15 protein-coding genes are annotated in these 16883 nt (G+C 48.6%); 7 read left to right on the plus strand and 8 right to left on the minus strand.

Annotated features, from left to right (window positions below; translation table 11 throughout):
• Positions 1 to 149 precede the first annotated feature (149 nt).
• The 6 genes from O3276_RS10625 to O3276_RS10650 all read left to right on the plus strand — a co-directional run bounded on the left by O3276_RS10625 (position 150) and on the right by O3276_RS10650 (position 8208).
• Positions 150 to 1637 carry a hypothetical protein gene (locus O3276_RS10625; protein WP_269675599.1) on the plus strand — a complete coding sequence of 496 codons (1488 nt, stop codon included), beginning with the start codon at positions 150 to 152 and terminating at the stop codon, positions 1635 to 1637.
• 309 nt (positions 1638 to 1946) lie between these two features.
• Positions 1947 to 2366 (plus strand): hypothetical protein, encoded by a 420-nt coding sequence (locus O3276_RS10630; RefSeq protein WP_269675600.1) that lies wholly within the window; start codon positions 1947 to 1949, stop codon positions 2364 to 2366.
• Positions 2320 to 2874 (plus strand): hypothetical protein, encoded by a 555-nt coding sequence (locus tag O3276_RS10635; protein ID WP_269675601.1) that lies wholly within the window; start codon positions 2320 to 2322, stop codon positions 2872 to 2874. Before O3276_RS10630 ends, O3276_RS10635 begins: the two co-directional genes overlap by 47 nt.
• A gap of 88 nt (positions 2875 to 2962) precedes the next feature.
• Positions 2963 to 3751, plus strand: a complete 789-nt coding sequence (yaaA, locus tag O3276_RS10640; protein WP_269675602.1) for a peroxide stress protein YaaA — start codon at positions 2963 to 2965, stop codon at positions 3749 to 3751.
• 90 nt (positions 3752 to 3841) lie between these two features.
• Positions 3842 to 6505, plus strand: a complete 2664-nt coding sequence (locus O3276_RS10645) for a hypothetical protein (protein ID WP_269675603.1) — start codon at positions 3842 to 3844, stop codon at positions 6503 to 6505.
• A 413-nt stretch (positions 6506 to 6918) separates the two neighbouring features.
• Positions 6919 to 8208 (plus strand): OmpP1/FadL family transporter, encoded by a 1290-nt coding sequence (locus O3276_RS10650; RefSeq protein WP_269675604.1) that lies wholly within the window; start codon positions 6919 to 6921, stop codon positions 8206 to 8208.
• Between the two features lie 68 nt (positions 8209 to 8276).
• On the opposite strand, the gene nadS is transcribed toward O3276_RS10650, so the two are convergent.
• From nadS to O3276_RS10680, 6 genes are all read right to left on the minus strand, one after another.
• The gene (gene nadS / locus O3276_RS10655; RefSeq protein ID WP_269675605.1) at positions 8277 to 8579 is read right to left on the minus strand and encodes a NadS family protein; all 303 of its coding nucleotides are present in this window, start codon (positions 8577 to 8579) and stop codon (positions 8277 to 8279) included.
• Positions 8566 to 8892, minus strand: coding sequence for a type II toxin-antitoxin system RelE/ParE family toxin (locus O3276_RS10660; RefSeq protein WP_269675606.1), 327 nt, complete (start codon positions 8890 to 8892; stop codon positions 8566 to 8568). Before O3276_RS10660 ends, nadS begins: the two co-directional genes overlap by 14 nt.
• Positions 8893 to 9066: 174 nt before the next feature.
• Complete coding sequence (locus O3276_RS10665; RefSeq protein ID WP_442876581.1) at positions 9067 to 9969, minus strand: amino acid ABC transporter ATP-binding protein; 903 nt, start codon at positions 9967 to 9969, stop codon at positions 9067 to 9069.
• Positions 9920 to 11008: an amino acid ABC transporter permease gene (locus O3276_RS10670; protein WP_442876596.1), complete on the minus strand. Its 1089-nt coding sequence runs from the start codon at positions 11006 to 11008 to the stop codon at positions 9920 to 9922. Before O3276_RS10670 ends, O3276_RS10665 begins: the two co-directional genes overlap by 50 nt.
• A 14-nt stretch (positions 11009 to 11022) precedes the next feature.
• On the minus strand, positions 11023 to 12189 hold the full coding sequence (locus O3276_RS10675) for an amino acid ABC transporter permease (protein WP_442876597.1): 1167 nt from the start codon (positions 12187 to 12189) through the stop codon (positions 11023 to 11025).
• A 174-nt stretch (positions 12190 to 12363) separates the two neighbouring features.
• Positions 12364 to 13389, minus strand: a complete 1026-nt coding sequence (locus O3276_RS10680; RefSeq protein ID WP_269675608.1) for an amino acid ABC transporter substrate-binding protein — start codon at positions 13387 to 13389, stop codon at positions 12364 to 12366.
• Between the two features lie 303 nt (positions 13390 to 13692).
• On the opposite strand from O3276_RS10680, the gene folE reads away from it, so the two are divergent.
• Positions 13693 to 14244 carry a GTP cyclohydrolase I FolE gene (gene folE / locus O3276_RS10685; RefSeq protein ID WP_101745113.1) on the plus strand — a complete coding sequence of 184 codons (552 nt, stop codon included), beginning with the start codon at positions 13693 to 13695 and terminating at the stop codon, positions 14242 to 14244.
• Positions 14245 to 14301: 57 nt separating this feature from the next.
• Here the strand turns inward: folE and tdh are convergent, their stop codons facing one another.
• The gene (gene tdh, locus O3276_RS10690) at positions 14302 to 15327 is read right to left on the minus strand and encodes an L-threonine 3-dehydrogenase (protein ID WP_269675609.1); all 1026 of its coding nucleotides are present in this window, start codon (positions 15325 to 15327) and stop codon (positions 14302 to 14304) included.
• 71 nt (positions 15328 to 15398) lie between these two features.
• Entirely contained in the window at positions 15399 to 16607 is a 1209-nt protein-coding gene (locus tag O3276_RS10695; protein WP_269675610.1) for a glycine C-acetyltransferase, read from the minus strand.
• Positions 16608 to 16883 lie beyond the last annotated feature (276 nt).

The following is a 16883-nucleotide window of genomic DNA, read 5'->3' on the forward strand; positions in this document are numbered from 1 at the left end:
ATACTTTACAAAATTTGATAAGAAGTCCATCATTTAACGGTTATTCGAATCATACATAATCTCAGGCTTTGTAATACAGTGACAGTATTTCATTTTCTTTGTTAATTGCCGCGCCGCCTATTACAAATCAACTTTAGAGGGAAGTTATTGTGAATCCTACATCAGATCCTTTCACATACCCGAGTTCAATCAATCAATTGCATCCAACAACCAGTAATTCAAAAAACATTACTGCTAGTACTGATGCAACTCAAAACATGAAGAGATTTTTTATAAATGAATCTCCATATAATATTCAAAACACTGATAAACTGAACCTGAGTTCACGTAGTGCCAGCGGTGTCACCTCGCCAAAATCTCATGTTACTGCGGCTAATCATCCTTGTCTTCAAAAACCGGATCAGGGCAAATTGAATCCTGAATTGAAAGCTGCGATAACAAGGTATGTTGAGAGAAAGGAAAACACCCCTATTCCTTTCACTGACTATAAAATATTACTTAATTACTTCCGTTGCCCCCTTCCCGAAATGGACCTTCATAAATTTGACAATGATGATCTTGAGATCGCTCTGAAGGCTCCAGGCTTTTGGCTAAGTGAAATACCTGCCGATAGACTTACTAAAAATCTTTGCTTAATTGCCTGTTTATCTGATTGCAGAAACCTGAAATATGTTCCTTTGGACTTTAAAGATGCTGATCTATGTCAATTAGTTTGTGAAAATGCTGTTTCTGGCCTCGTGATGAAATACGTACCCGAACATGTACTATCAGAATGGTCAAATAATGGTTTTTTTGAGCCACTGTGTTCATTAAAGGGAGGAGAATTTCTCCAATATATTCCCAAAGGTTACATCACAGACGATATGCTAACTCGTGCCTGTAAAACAACCTCAGGTATATGCGACCTTATTCCACAAGACCATCCAAATAGAAAAGAATTGTTATTGTCGGCCTTTGAATTTGACCGTGGTGCGATTAAATTCATTCCGGATGATATGATAACACCTGAGATGAGCCAGGCTGCCTGTGAAGAAGATGGTTTTTATTTCCGGTACATCCCAAACCGGCATAAAACGCTTGATTTATATCGTATAGCGTGTCAAACAGATTACAGGGTACTGGAAGCACTTCCCTCATCGCTGACCGATAAAGATCGTGGCGAGCTGTATGGCATGGCCACTGCATTTAACGCTTCGGCATTGGCTTATATCCCTGACAGATTTAAAACTTATGATTTGTGTAAACAAGCGTGCCTGCACCTTGATAAGGGTTACAAAATAGAATATCTACCTAAGCACCTCAGCAAAGAAGAGTTGAAAGAGCTTCATAAAATCGCCTGTATTTCTTCTGAAGGTGATGCCTTCGAATATATCCCTGATGACATGAAAACAGATGAGCTTTACACGCTCACATTGAATATGTGGATCTCAGCCATCAAAAAAAATTGCAAGGCCTACTTTAAAATCCCAAGCCGATACAGAACTACAACTCTTTTAGATATTGCCTTAAAAGAACCATCACCAGAATTTATCAAAGAACTTATTGAGATTGCTAAAAAAAGCACTGATGACAAATTACATTTGATTAATTTAATTGAGCGCATCAATTATCAACCTCATACCTCATTAAGTAGTTAACCAAATGAATTGTATTTTCTGGCTAAGTGATCAGTCACTCTGCTGCGTTACAACTCCGGTCACATAGCTACGGCTATGCTCCCTGCGTTGTGCCTTGCATAGTAACTGCCCACTTAGCCAGCAAATACGATTCCATTTGGCCAACCACTAATATTCATAACCATCCAGATATTCAACGGTACTTTAAAAGTGAATTACCCACACTCCGAGGATTTATGAAAATCCCTTTGGATCCGTATTTGGAGACGACCATCAAAAACTTTCCTGACGCATTGGACATTTATGAGTACAGTGGAGAACGGTTTATTAATGCATTTTCTTACGCAGCACCTCCGGATTATTCAAAATACGGTTACCTCCCCGATTCAGGCACTGACCAATATTTATTGCAAAAAGCCTGAACAAGGCATACTTGATGCCTGCCACGATGCTGGCTTTCTGGCCAGCATGGGTCTGATTCTCACCAGCATGTTACCTGCCTTCCATAATACCGTCAGCACCCGGCGCTGGATTGCTCTGCACAATGCTTTCAACGAACGAAACGGGGTGCACCCTGGTACTTTCGGTGCCTGGAATACCGATGCCACAGGGAAACCTGACTTAGGGTACTGTGGAATTCGGGATATTGGAGATTATGAGTTTTTTGGCCAGATCAAAAGCTTGTTTCAGCATAAAGACACTAATGACTGCACACACACATTCCACTACACAAAATCTGGCACTGGCTAATGCCATTTGTGAAAATATTCTGGCGGCATTATTAATCCGTTCACGATTGCGCCAGCAATTTGAAGATTATCATTACCAAAACCCCGAAGCTGTTACAGAGACAGCACGTTTAATTGAGTCAGTAAACCCACCGGAAAACTATCTAAAGAAGAAGCTGCAAATCACCGATGCGGGTTATCACCAATGGCTACAACGTGCTGCACAAGAGCTGGTTTACTGGACAGGACTACAGCCCGGAGAAGAAGGATATGAAAGCTTCAGGCAGAGTTTGTTTAATCATAATGAGTGCTACCTTAATCATATTGAGCAAGGAAAATTAAGCTCGAAATTGTATCCTGAGGCCAATAAAACGGAAATAACTAAAGACCGTTTTTACAACATCAATGGCCGCCTCAATCTCGGTGCAAATAATTCAACATTTCCTTTAATCTCGCTGATGAATGCCTTAACCCGAGTGGTAACAGCTATCCTGATGAGGAGTGGTTCTGTTTCAACCAATGTTTGTTGAAATCCTTATACTCGACCCTATTAAAGGAACGCTCGCTGCTCTACTATTGTCATCATTGCCAACAGTTTGAAAAATCAGGGAGTGTTGAATGCTGCTCGTTATTTCTCCAGCAAAAACCCTGGACTACGAAACGCCGTCCACAACAAAAAAATTCACTCAGCCAGACTTTCTTGACCAGTCCGCCCTGCTGATTGAAGAGCTCCGTGAATTAAGCCCGGCAGCGATTGGCGGCCTGATGAGCATCAGTGATAAGCTGTCCCAGCTCAATGCCGCCCGTTTCCAGGCATGGTCAACACCGTTCAGTCCGGATAATGCCAAGCAGGCGGTACTGGCCTTCAAGGGGGATGTATACACCGGTCTCGATGCAGAAACACTGAATGATCAGCAGCTGTCATTTGCCCAGGAACACCTGCGAATTCTCTCTGGCCTTTATGGCCTGCTTCGCCCGCTGGATTTAATGCAGGCTTACCGTCTGGAAATGGGCACGCGATTTGCCAATCAGCGGGGGAAAGACCTTTACCAGTTCTGGGGAAGCAGGATTACAGAGCAGCTGAACAACGAACTGGCCAGTCAGAAGAGCCAGGTACTGGTCAACCTCGCGTCCAATGAATACTTCAAGTCTGTTCAGCCAAAGCAGATTAATGGCCAGATTATTACGCCGGTATTTAAAGACTGGAAGAACGGTCAATACAAAATCATCAGTTTCTACGCCAAAAAAGCCCGGGGCCTGATGTGTCGCTACATTATCGACCACAATATTGGCCAGCCAGAAAAAATGAAAAGTTTTGACTACGAAGGTTATGCTTTTAATGAGGCCATGTCCTCGGATAAAGAATGGGTTTTCACCCGGGAAGGAGATAGAACAGAAAATACATAAAAAAGCCGGTCAGCTAAATAAAGCTGACCGGTAACAATTTTCTCCTGCTGCCGATATCACTAACAATATTACCGGCCAGCCTACTTAATTATGTTCAAACTACCCAGAAACCCACTTTGTCACCAAACGCCAGGAGTCGGGGGTTCAGGCCCTGTCCACACCAATTATGAGCCAACGCCAAAAGAGGCGGAGGCACCGGTTGGTAGCCATAGAGGCAGGAAAATTGAAAATGCCGATACCACAAGCTACTTGGCGGAACAGAAAAGCGTGGTAACCGGTGCAGACAGTCCATCGCCGCTAAAAACAGAAGCGACCCAGGTACCCGCTCATCACACGACGGGTTTAAAAGAGAATAAACCGGATAGCCAGGCTGCAAAACTTTTGCAGGAACGGACTGATTTACTGCAACGGGCAGACAGTGTTCTTGGTGCCATTAACGCCAGGAAAGTCGTCGGTATTTCGCTGGAAGCGCTGGATAAAGCTCAAGCTGATAGCCCTGAGCAGGTGCTGGCAATGCTTAAGAGTATGGAGTTCCCAGCTGGCCTTAGCGTTAAAATCACCCTTAAGTCTCAGTCCGAAAAACCACTGAGCCTGATCCCCCCGGGCGATGAATTGGAGAACCAGAAGAATCTTGACCAGTTAATGAAAAAAACCATTGATGCCCTTAAGCGTCAAGATCAGCAGTACGCCAATACAGAAGCCAGTGCCAGTGAAGCCGAAGAAATAAGGCAGTCCCTTGTGCGCAACGACAACGAGATTACGGGCAGAGAAACCCTGGGCCAGGGGGAAGGCGCACAGGCGTTTGACAAGCTCAGTAACAGAAAGTGTGCAATCACCGTTCATCATCGAAACCCCGTTGAGAAAAGCTATGTCGAGACCAGGCACCATGATACAAGCGCCCGGCCAGCAACAGGGGAAAGTTCGGCTATCACTGCCAGAGAAGATTCTCCGGGTATTGAGAAGGGTAATGCTCACCCTGAAGAGCAAGACTTAACCACAACAACTGCTTCCGGTGCGCAGAAGCAAACTGCCCCCATAGTCACCGATCCACCTGAAGACACTCAGCAAGCAACTCCGGTTTATCCAGTGCCACTCCCTTCAGTGGATAGTTCGCAAACCGCCGCTTCACCTCAGCCTGAGGAGGCCAAACCGGCTTTACCACAGCAGCGGGCTACTGGCTTCGTCGTACAAAGCACTCCACTTATTCAGGAGACAGAACAAGAAAGCACTCCCGCAGCTGAACATACCGAGAGTGTTCCAACAGAAGAAGACCGCGCTGTCACCGAGCCCGTTTCAGCTCAGAAAGAGCAAACTGACGCCGTACCAGACAGTACAGAGAGTCCGCAGGAAACAGTGCCCGTTGATAGTCACTCCCCCTTGCCGGAAACGATACCAGCACCACCCCTCGCCCGGGAAGAAATCCGGGAAACAGCCTCTATCCCGGCAGAGCAATCTGACGTTGAGCAGGCAATGGCACTGCAACAGGCAGAGTCGTCAACGGACCCGATAACGGAACAGACGGCCAAATCACAAGTCCGACAGCCAGAAAAACAAGAAAACTTGCATGCAGCACTGCTCAGAGAGCTAAAAAATAGACAAAGGGAACTAAAATCAACTAAGCCAAACCAGCCAATCGAAGGCAATAGCACACAAACCAGTGATACACTTTCACCCAATGACGATACGGCAAACACACCAAAAGCCTCTCGGCCCGGAAGTCACCCCGAACTGATGGCGGAATTGACCAAAAAACTGGCCGACAGAAGACCAAAAACACCGGAAGAAGTTGACACTCTGGATAGCAATGTTGCCAGGAAATGGGCTAAGACGGCGGAGAGATTGGAAAATAGCCACCTTCCCTTTATCGATGAACTGATGGAAAAAGTAGCGGCAAGAAACAGAGCAATGGAAGAAACGGCTCAGCCCTCCCAGTCGGCACTATCATCCAACGGTTACAAGCCTGCTGAAACAACGGTTTCCTTTCCACCGTTCCCTGCGGCGGATGCGTTACCGGCCGGGCAGAGAAGCTCTTCCCAGACGAATAGCAAGGCAACCAATAACATTGCCGTACCAAAGAGCGAAACGAAAAACACATCATCCGGTAACAAGACGTTTAACGATGCCCAGTTTAAAGCAGAGTTGGAAGCCGCCGTGGCAAAGATGCTGAGAAGAAGTTCAGATACCATGGATGCTGACGACATCACAGACTCGTCGGTATCTGATGACCAGCTCCCGGAGGATGTAACCGCTGACCTGAACAACATAAATGCTGCCCTCTCTCCAGAAGAACCGGGAGAAACCGCTCAGCCAATTTTGAACAATGAAGCCACAACGCCATTGGCTCCCGCTGCACCACCAGTACCTCCACCAATATCCCAGGAAATTTTGTCCGCCAGGACCAGGAAGGCTCCGGCATCAACCAGCTCTGCTCCGGCCAATAGCCCAGACAATGCAAACAAAACGGAATCAGGTAACGTAGCTAAAAGCAAGCCATCCGACCAGGGCTTCTTTGGCAGTGAGATATTCAAAACAGCCCTGAAAAGCGCTGCTACCGCCATGGAAAACAAACGTCAGAGCAGCGACAAGGATATTGAGCAACAAATCCAAGAGGCAAAAAAAGAGGCAAAGGAAAAAAAAGAGCAGACACCCAACCCCAATGATCTGTTTGGTTCTCTGAGAAAGAAATTGTTTCCAATCAGACAAGCCAATGATGATGATAAAGACAAAGAAGACGAACAAGACGGGCTTAACTGAGCACCACACATTCCGGTGAGTCCTATGTAACCTGGCTGAACGGTAATGTCGCCTTTAGGCGATAACGTTCCCGTATCTGTCATGCCTGCGGGGTTCTTTGAGCTTTATGATTATGAAAATGCAATTATAACCGTCTCTCAGGTCTTTGTGCCGGTTTTCCGCTTACAAACGCGTACCCCTATCTCGGCTTCTACTTTACTAAGATGATAAAGTATTAAAAAAGTTAAAATTTACAACATGTTAGAAACAAAACATAACAGAAACTTTTTTTAAATCTGAATAATATTCCTGTCAGTTTTATGCGGCACATTTTCTGCGTGCTTCTTTCTTAGCGGTATCATCCACTGACGGTCGATTTCAAGAAGCGACTGGTCAGAGTACTGCTCAATAGACTTTTGTGGAGTTTCATGTCTATGGTTTCGCGCCAAGGCCGTTTATTTGTTCTTTCCTCTCTGGCTTTTGCCGTATTCACCGGTAATGCCGTTGCAGGTGGCTTTGAAAAAGCGACCATGTGGGACGCGAAATACGCTGCCCTGGCGGGTGCCGCTGTTTCTTCCGTTAATACTTCCAGTGCCGTTTTCTACAACCCGGCTGGTTTGGCCCGTCTTGAGGGCAATGAAATTGCCTTGAATGTGTCCCCTACCTTTGTTCAGACCAATGGTCCTGCCGCTGGCAGTGACACCTATATGAAAGGTGAGAGAAACTTTGTGCCCAATGCCGGTTTGACGGGTGCTTATCGCCTGAATGACCAGTTGGTTATGGGTTATGGGTTCTACGGTGCCGGTGGTTCTAATACCAGTTATGAAGGGGTTACTGTTGGTAGTCTCGCACCAATGACTGGCGAGTATTCAACCGATATCAAGATAATGGAAGCCGGACTGGCCCTGGCATACCAGATCAATAACAACTGGTCCATCGGTGGCACCTACCGTATTACCTATGCCCTGGCTGATATTAATCTGGCTTCTGCTGTTGGTGGTGGTACTGTTGGTGCGCTCGTGGGTTATAACGACCTCTCTGGCTTTAACACATTTGGTTTACGTCTCGGCGCGATGTATCGCTCCGATGATAACCGCTGGGGCTGGGGTCTGAATTACCGTTCAGATGTCAGTATAGAAGCAGACGGTAAAGCCAGTTTTGAATCGGGGGCACCGGGTTTTGGTGGGATGATTCCTTTGGACTATGCAGGCGTAAACGCTACCGCTGAAACAGCATTACCAACCCAGATTTCCACAGGTGTGGACTACACCCTGAATGATGACTGGAAGCTGTTTGGTGAAGTTACCTGGTCGCAGTACAGCTCTATTGAAGCGATCAAGTTTGTCAGCAGTGAAGGAAATCTGTCTGTTGACAGCATTAATACTAACTGGGATGACCAGTGGAACTTCCGCTTTGCTACTGAGTACACTGGCATGGACAACTGGGCGTTGCGAGCGGGTTATATCTACACAACAGCCGTGACGCCAGAAAAATTCGCGGCTCCAACCTTCTCTACTCCTGCTGGTGCTCATACCTTTACCATGGGTGCAGGTACTACCTTGATGGGCGGCAAATTGGCACTTGATATGGGCGCAGAATACAACTTTGCTGAAAACGATTCGGTAAAAGGTGGTGGTCAACAAACTAGTTCATCAAAATCTCCCTCTGGCAAGTACGACACCAATGCCTGGGCACTGCACGCCACTCTGCGCTACAAGTTCTAAGTTCGATTGCCAAGTGGCATAAAATACCGGCGTGAACCATTCGTGCCGGTATTTTTTGATTAAAGGGTCTATCTTGATTGATGAAGTAGAGCCATTGCCTGGTCAGGGTTGTTGCGAAACATAATCAGTAGCGATCTGGCTGGCCCGAGCGGTTTTCTCACCTTTTGTTCCCAACTCTGCACTGTCTTGATGCTCACCCCAATAAGCGCCGCAAACTTCTCCTGCGAAAGGTGTGTTGCTTTCCTGATAGCAAAGACATCAATCTCTTCATATTTGAACGACCGTGAAGGTTTCTTAATGCCTTTATTAATGTCAATCGCTTCCCTGACGCTCTCCACCAATTCATCAAAGTTAAATTCATGGTCGCTCATTGCAAAACTCCCTCGCCAGTTCTGAAAGTACTTTTTTCTCAACACTTGTTAAGTCTTTTTGCCGGTTTTTGGTATAGGCATACAGCATGTAGAAGGTCTCTTCATGTACCTGCCAGTAATAGATGGTTCGCACACCTCCTCGCTTGCCCGAGTCACCCAACTTCCAGCGGAACTTCCGTAGCCCCCCAGTACCCCTGATAACACTGCCTATATCAGGCTGTGCGATCATGGCTTCCTGCATGGCTCGATAATCATCATCAGACATGAGCTGGGTGATGATTTTGGTAAATATGCTGGCTTCTACAAATTCCATATTTAATCCTGCATTTTAACAAAAAACGTACCACAAAGTAGGATTTATGCAAATTATGAAGCACCTAGCATCAGATAAATAAGCAACTCATACTCCAGCCTGGACACCGATAATCACCAAGCGGTTAATGTGCTTTCTCCAGTAATGATCTTTCAAGTGGAGAAAAACGAAGGACTAGTGATTCAACACCTGCCCAAGAAACCTGCGGGTTCGCTCTGAACGTGGGTTGCTGAAAAACGCTTCCGGCGGAGCCTGTTCAATAATCTGACCTTCATCCATAAAGATCACCCGGTCAGCCACCGTCCGGGCAAAGCCCATTTCATGGGTAACACAGAGCATGGTCATCCCTTCCTGCGCCAGCTCGACCATAACCTCCAGCACTTCTTTAATCATCTCCGGATCAAGGGCAGATGTGGGCTCATCAAACAACATGACTTCCGGATTCATACACAGGCTTCGGGCAATCGCCACCCGCTGCTGCTGGCCACCAGACAGTTGTCCGGGATATTTATTGGCCTGATCCGGAATCCTCACCCGCTCCAGGTATTCCATGGCCACCTTTTCCGCAGCCTTTTTTGACTGCTTACGGACCCAGATAGGTGCCAGTGTACAGTTCTCCAGAATGGTCAGATGTGGAAACAGATTAAACTGCTGGAATACCATCCCCACTTCACGACGGATGGTTTCTATATTTTTCAGGTCATTGGTCAGTCGGGTGCCATCCACCACAATGCTGCCTTCCTGATGCTCCTCAAGGCAATTAATGCAACGGATCAATGTGGACTTACCGGAGCCGGAAGGCCCACAGATAACGATCTTCTCTCCCTTCTTAACGTTCAGGTTAATATCACGCAGCACATGAAATTGACCATACCATTTATTCAGGCCACTGATCTCAATCAGGCTGGCCTGCTCAACAGCGGCTTCACGCTGAATCGTCACCTCTGGCTGGCCACTTTTCGGTAATGGCTTTTGCAGACGAGGCTCATCAAGATAATCACTCATACCATTGGCATCCCTGATTTCATTATCGCTGTAATTGTTGTTCCAGTCGCTGGCTGTACTTTGATATGCCAAAACAGAAGACCCAGAAAACCAGCCCGGCAAACAGATAGCCCTCTATGGAGTTACCCAGCCAGGCGGGGTCATTCAGCCCGGCCTGAATAATGGCCAGCAGATCAAACAAGCCGATAACCAGTACCAGACTGGTGTCTTTAAACAGGGCAATAAAGGTATTTACCACCCCGGGAATCACCAGTCTCATGGCCTGGGGCAGGATAATCATAATCATCCCCTGCCAGTAACTCAGGCCAAGGCTGTTAAACGCTTCAAACTGTCCTTTGGGGATAGCCTGCAACCCACCTCGCACCACTTCCGCCATATAGGCCGCCTGAAACAGAATAATGCCAATCAGCGCCCGCAGCAGTTTATCGAACACCACCTCTTCCGGCACAAACAGTGGCAGCATGACCGAGGCCATAAAGAGCACAGTGATCAGGGGAACACCCCGCCAGAGTTCAATATACCCGGTGCATAAAGACCGTATGACCGGCATATTGGAACGACGGCCAAGGGCCAGCAGCACACCGAATGGTAAAGAGGCGATCATCCCGCACAGTGCCAGCAACAGTGTCAGCATCACCCCGCCCCACTGATGGGTCTCCACTTTCTCAAGCCCCAACAGGTCGCCATAAAGCAAAAACCAGGAAACCACCGGCATCAGTACCAGGCTGTAGCCCAACACCCACTTTTTACCGGGTGTCACTTTAAACGACAGCCAGGCAATCAACAGGGCCAGTTGAGCAAAAAAGAGATCTGCCCGCCACTGCTGTTCTTCTGGATAGAACCCGTAAATAAACTGATCAAGCCTTGCGGTGATAAAAGCCCAGCAGGCCCCGTCACTGCTGCAGGCAGTGCTGTCGGTGCCAAACCAGGTAGCCTCGATAAATGCCCACTGCACCAGCGGTGGTACCAATAAATACAGACCGTAAGCAATCAGCAGCGTGGTCAGCGCACTCAGCGGGTTGGCAAACAGATTAATTTTTACCCATGCCAGTACACCGACGGCTGTTGCCGGTGGCTCACGGGCAGGGATCATGTTGCTATCGTGACTGATCATTTCTCTCAACCTTACCGCTCGATAAGCGCCACACGTCTGTTATAGATATTCATCAGCAGAGATACACTCAAACTGATGGTGAGATAAACGGCCATGGTCATGGCAATCACTTCCACCGCCTGCCCGGTCTGGTTCAGAGTAGTGCCGGCAAAGACACTGACCAGGTCCGGATAACCAATCGCTGTCGCCAGTGAAGAGTTTTTGGCCAGATTCAGATATTGATTGGTCAATGGTGGAATAATCACCTTCATCGCCTGGGGAATCACCACCAGGGTCAACACTTTCCCTGGCTTTAGCCCCAGTGATGCGGCAGCTTCTTTCTGCCCTTTCTGGACAGACTCAATACCGGCTCTCACTACCTCGGCAATAAAGGCAGCGGTATAAATGGTCAGGGCCAGTAACAATGCGCCCAGCTCAGGAATGATGGCAATACCACCACGGAAGTTAAAACCTTTCAGCGCTGGCGTATCCAGAACCAACGATGCACCAGAAAAGTGCCAGACAAGCGCAGGAACGCCCATTAATAGTGCAGCCATATACCAGGGCGCACCGGAAATGCCCTTACCGGTTGCCACTCTTCTCTGCCGGTTTCTGGCCCTTAACAATAACGCCAGACCAATGGCCACCAGGCAACTGACCAGAACCGGCAGCAGCCCCTGCTCAATAATGGGTTTGGGCAGAAAAAGACCACGCAGATTTAAAAAAATGGTATCCCCGAGGGCATAACTTTGCCGGGGATGGGGTAACGCCGCCAGAACGGCGAAATACCAGAAAAAGATTTGCAGCAGTAATGGAATATTGCGAAAGGTTTCAATAAACACCGATGCCATTCTGGCCAGCAGCCAGTTAGACGACAGTCTGGCAACACCCACCAGAAAACCCAGCAGGGTGGCGAAGAAGATGCCTAATCCGGACACCAGCAGGGTATTGAGTATGCCTACAACAAAGGTGCGGCCGTAGCTGTGGGATTCGTCATAGGCCACCAGCGATTGAATAATGCCAAAGCCCGCTTCCTGGGAAAGAAAATCGAATCCGGTGCTGATGCCCCGATGCTCCAGGTTGTTCATGGTGTTATTGATCACCCAGACACCGAGCATCACCACCAACAGCACCACAATCCCCTGCATCAACAGCGGTCTGAAGGAGGCATCACGCCATAGCCTCAATATCTCATTCAATAAGGAAGGTCTTTTATACTTTTTATGGGATACGTGCTCAGGATCACTCACGACCTAACTCCCTTTTTCTTATCTTGTTCCCGCGCTTCATAAGTTCTGCAAAAAATGCAGGACTATCCATACTCCCGTTCGCACGCGTTGCGTGCAAGCGGGGTATATGTCATAAAGATTGAATTAACGGAAGGGAGGAGCGTAGAGGATACCACCTTCGTTCCAGAGGGCGTTCAGGCCACGATCGATCTGAAGCGGTGATTCCGCACCCACGTTACGCTCAAAGATCTCCTCATAGTTACCCACCTGCTCGATAATCCGCAGAGACCAGTCATCATCCAGGGCAAGGCCTTTACCTTTAGGGCCGTCAATACCCAGCAAACGACGTACATTGGGATCAGAAGAGGCTTTTTGCGCGTTGATATTGCCCGAGTTCAGGCCCAGCTCTTCACCATTAATCATGGCGGCCAGGCTCCACTTGACAATGTTGAACCACTGGTCGTCACCCTGACGTACTACGGGGCCGAGCGGCTCTTTTGAAATCACTTCGGGCAGAACCACTGCGGAATCAGGTTTGGACAGACGAACTCTCAAGGCATAAAGCTGAGATTGGTCAGACGTCAGGACATCACAACGCCCTGCATCAAAGCCTTTTGCCGTACCGTCAGAGGTATCAAAGACCACGGGCTGATACTCCATATTATTAGCCCGGAAATAATCGGCAAGATTCAGCTCACTGGTGGTACCGGACTGGATACAGATAGAAGCACCATCCAACTCTTTGGCACTTTTCACACCCAGGTCTTTCTTCACCATAAAGCCCTGGCCGTCGTAGTAAGAGACGCCGGTGAAGTTCAGGCCCAGGGAGGCATCACGGGTCAGGGTCCAGGTGGTATTTCTGGAGAGCACATCAATCTCTCCTGATTGCAGAGCGGTAAAACGCTCTTTAGCGGTAAGCGGGACAAACTTGACCTTGTCAGCATCTTTTAAAGTCGCTGCAGCAACGGCACGACAGACATCAACATCCAGCCCACTCCACTGCCCTTTATCATCCGGGTTACTGAAGCCCGGAAGGCCGGTGCTGACACCACAGGCCACATAACCTTTTTCCTTTACCGACTCCAGCGTTGCCGAAGCGCTGGCAACCGGTGCCAAACCCGCTGCCGCCAATGCACCCAGCGCAGCGACTGTTTTCAGACTTTTCAGCATGAGATCTTTCCTTTGGTGTTGTTATTATTTTCAGCACGGGATGTCCGGCACAGGTTAATCCTGCTCAACCACCTGACCATTGCAACCGCGCTTTGGCTCATGGTTTTTCAACCATACCTGCAAGCAAAAACACTAGCAACTGTTATGCCGCTCATGTTTGTCCTGGCCATCCCTTCTTCTTGTTCAAATTGCTCAGCCTGTGCCAAACCTTGCAAAGAAAGTCGTTCAGCTGCTTTCCGGGTTATGTATTAATTGTGTTAAACTGCCGTCCACTTCGATAACCATGCAGTGATAATTCTTCCAATGTCTCAAAGAATCAGCGAACACTACAAGGCCATTATTGAGTCCGTCGGTGAAGATATTCATCGGGAAGGCCTTAGAGATACGCCGCTTCGCGCTGCCAAAGCAATGCAATACCTGACCAGAGGCTACAGCCAGACACTGGAAGAGATCGTTAATGGTGCGGTGTTTGAATCCGACATCAGCGAAATGGTCGTGATCAAAGACATTGAACTGTACTCAATGTGTGAGCATCACCTGCTGCCCTTTATTGGCAAGTGTCATATTGGCTATGTACCCAATGGTAAGGTGCTCGGCCTATCCAAATTTGCCCGTATTGTGGATATGTTCGCCCGCCGCCTGCAGATTCAGGAAAACATGACCAAACAGATTGCCGATGCCATTATGGAAGTCACCGACGCCAAAGGAGTTGCCGTGGTCATTGAAGCGCAACATATGTGCATGATGATGCGCGGTGTAGAAAAACAAAACTCATCCATGACCTCTTCGGTCATGCGTGGCCTGATGAAAGATAATCAGCCAACCCGGGAAGAGTTTCTGCGTTTTATTCGGTGACAAACCTGATCATTGACCACAAAAAGCCAGCGAATGCTGGCTTTTTGTGGTCTGGATTCAACACCAGTCCAGAATCACTTTTCCAGATTGTCCGGACCCCATGATTGCAAAACCTTGGTCAAAATCATCAACCGGGAAGCGGTGCGTAATGATTGGAGAAATATCCAGACCAGACTGCAACATGCTGGTCATCTTGTACCAGGTCTCAAACATCTCGCGACCATAAATACCTTTGATCACCAGACCTTTGAAGATCACCTGGTTCCAGTCAATCACCGTGTCACTGGCTGGAATGCCCAACAGTGCAATCTTGCCACCGTAGTTCATATTTTCCAGCATCTGCTTAAATGCACGACCATTGCCCGACATTTCAAGGCCCACATCAAAGCCTTCAACCATGCCCAGCTCAGCCATCACTTCCGGCAGACCGGTATTGGCAACATTCACGGCGCGGGTCGCACCCATTTTACGAGCCAGATCCAGACGGTATTCGTTGACATCGGTAATCACCACATTGCGGGCACCAACATGCCGACAAATGGCTGCCGCCATAATGCCGATGGGGCCGGCACCGGTGATCAGTACATCTTCTCCCACCAGGTCAAAAGAGAGTGCGGTGTGCACCGCATTACCAAACGGGTCAAAAATTGCGGCCAGGTCATCACTGATATCATCAGGAATCGGGAAGGCATTGACCGCCGGAATCACCAGGTATTCGGCAAACGCACCGTCACGATTGACGCCAACACCCACAGTAAAGTTGCAGAGATGACGGCGGCCAGCACGGCAATTACGACAGTGGCCACAGGTAATATGGCCTTCACCGGAAACCCGCTGACCGACCTCAAAGCCACGCACACCGTCACCCATGTCAACAATTTCGCCGACAAATTCATGGCCAACGTGCATACCCACCGGAATGGTGTTCTGCGACCACTCATCCCAGTGATAGATATGCATGTCAGTACCACAAATGGCGGTTTTGCGGATTTTGATCAGTACATCGTTGTAACCCACTTCTGGCATGGGGCGGTCTTCCATCCAGATTCCGGGTTCTGCTTTGCTTTTGGCTAATGTCTTCACAGTGTCAGTTTTCTCAATGGGCCTGCTATTCAGAATAGCAAGCCGGCTGTTTTGTAAATCAATGGCTTAAATCAGTGGATAACGCCCAACTCTCGACCAACCCTGGCGAAAGCAGCAATGGCTTTGTCCAGGTGCTCTCTGCTGTGGGCAGCGGACATCTGGGTACGAATTCTCGCCTGCCCTTTTGGCACCACCGGGAAGGAGAAACCAACCACGTAAATCCCCTCTTCCAGCATACGGTCGGCAAACTGGCCAGCCAGTGACGCATCGCCCAGCATCACCGGTACAATCGGATGATCGGCACCGGCCAGGGTAAAGCCCAGCTTGGTCATTTCAGCGCGGAAATAGTCGGCATTATCACGTACTTTCCGGCGCAGTTCTGCGCCTTCAGCCAGCATCTCAAACACTTTGACCGAAGCGGCAGCAATGCTGGGTGACAGCGTGTTGGAGAAGAGGTATGGACGGGAACGGTTACGCAACCAGTCAATCACTTCCTTTTTACCGGAGGTGTAACCACCGGAAGCACCACCCAGTGCTTTACCCAGGGTACCGGTGAGAATATCCACACGTCCCATAACATCACAGAACTCCGGAGTACCAACCCCTTTCTCACCAATAAAACCGGTGGCATGACAGTCATCCACCATCACCAGCGCACCGTATTGATCGGCCAGATCGCAGATGCCTTTCAGGTTGGCGATAACCCCATCCATGGAGAATACGCCATCGGTAGCAATCAGTTTGGTTTTGGCACCGGCAGCTTCTGCCGCCTGCAGTTGCGCTTCCAGATCGGCCATATCGTTATTGGCGTAGCGGAAACGTTTGGCTTTGGACAGGCGCACACCATCAATAATACTGGCATGGTTGAGCGCATCACTGATAATGGCGTCATCCGGCCCCAGGATGGTTTCAAACAGACCACCATTGGCATCAAAACAGGAAGGATAGAGGATGGTATCTTCCATGCCCAGGAACCGGGAGATATGAGCTTCCAGATCTTTATGGACAGTTTGGGTACCGCAGATAAAGCGTACGGAAGCCATGCCAAAGCCATATTGATCAAGCCCCTGTTTACCCGCTTCAATCAGCTCCGGTGCATTGGCCAGGCCCAGGTAGTTATTGGCACAGAAGTTAAGCACTTCATCACCGCTCTCACCATTGGCGAGCACTTTGATTTCAGCCTGTTGCTGGGAGCTGATCACCCGTTCACTTTTATAAAGCCCTTCCTGTTTGAGCTCATCCAGCTGCCGGCGCAGCCCTTGATAAAAATCAGCCTTCATTTCGACTCCTGTTCTCGGTAATTTCCAGCATCCCGCCTTTGAGCATCTGCCAGGGGCACAGATGTCCCTGGAGGCTGTCAGGCCATTGGGGATGTCTTTCTGTCATCAACCAGATCATTGTAGATGATTGGCCTAATAGTGGATCAGCGAGGAGTCCCATTGAACCGGCATTTGTACCTATTATCAGGGCTTTTGCGCCAATTCACCTGATGAATCCGGTGAGTCACTGCTGACCTCTGGTTCAGTGGTTGAAGCAGCGCAGAATTCCGGGGAGAA

Origin of the sequence: Endozoicomonas sp. GU-1 (genome assembly GCF_027366395.1) — a bacterium.
Taxonomy (GTDB): Bacteria; Pseudomonadota; Gammaproteobacteria; order Pseudomonadales; family Endozoicomonadaceae; genus Endozoicomonas.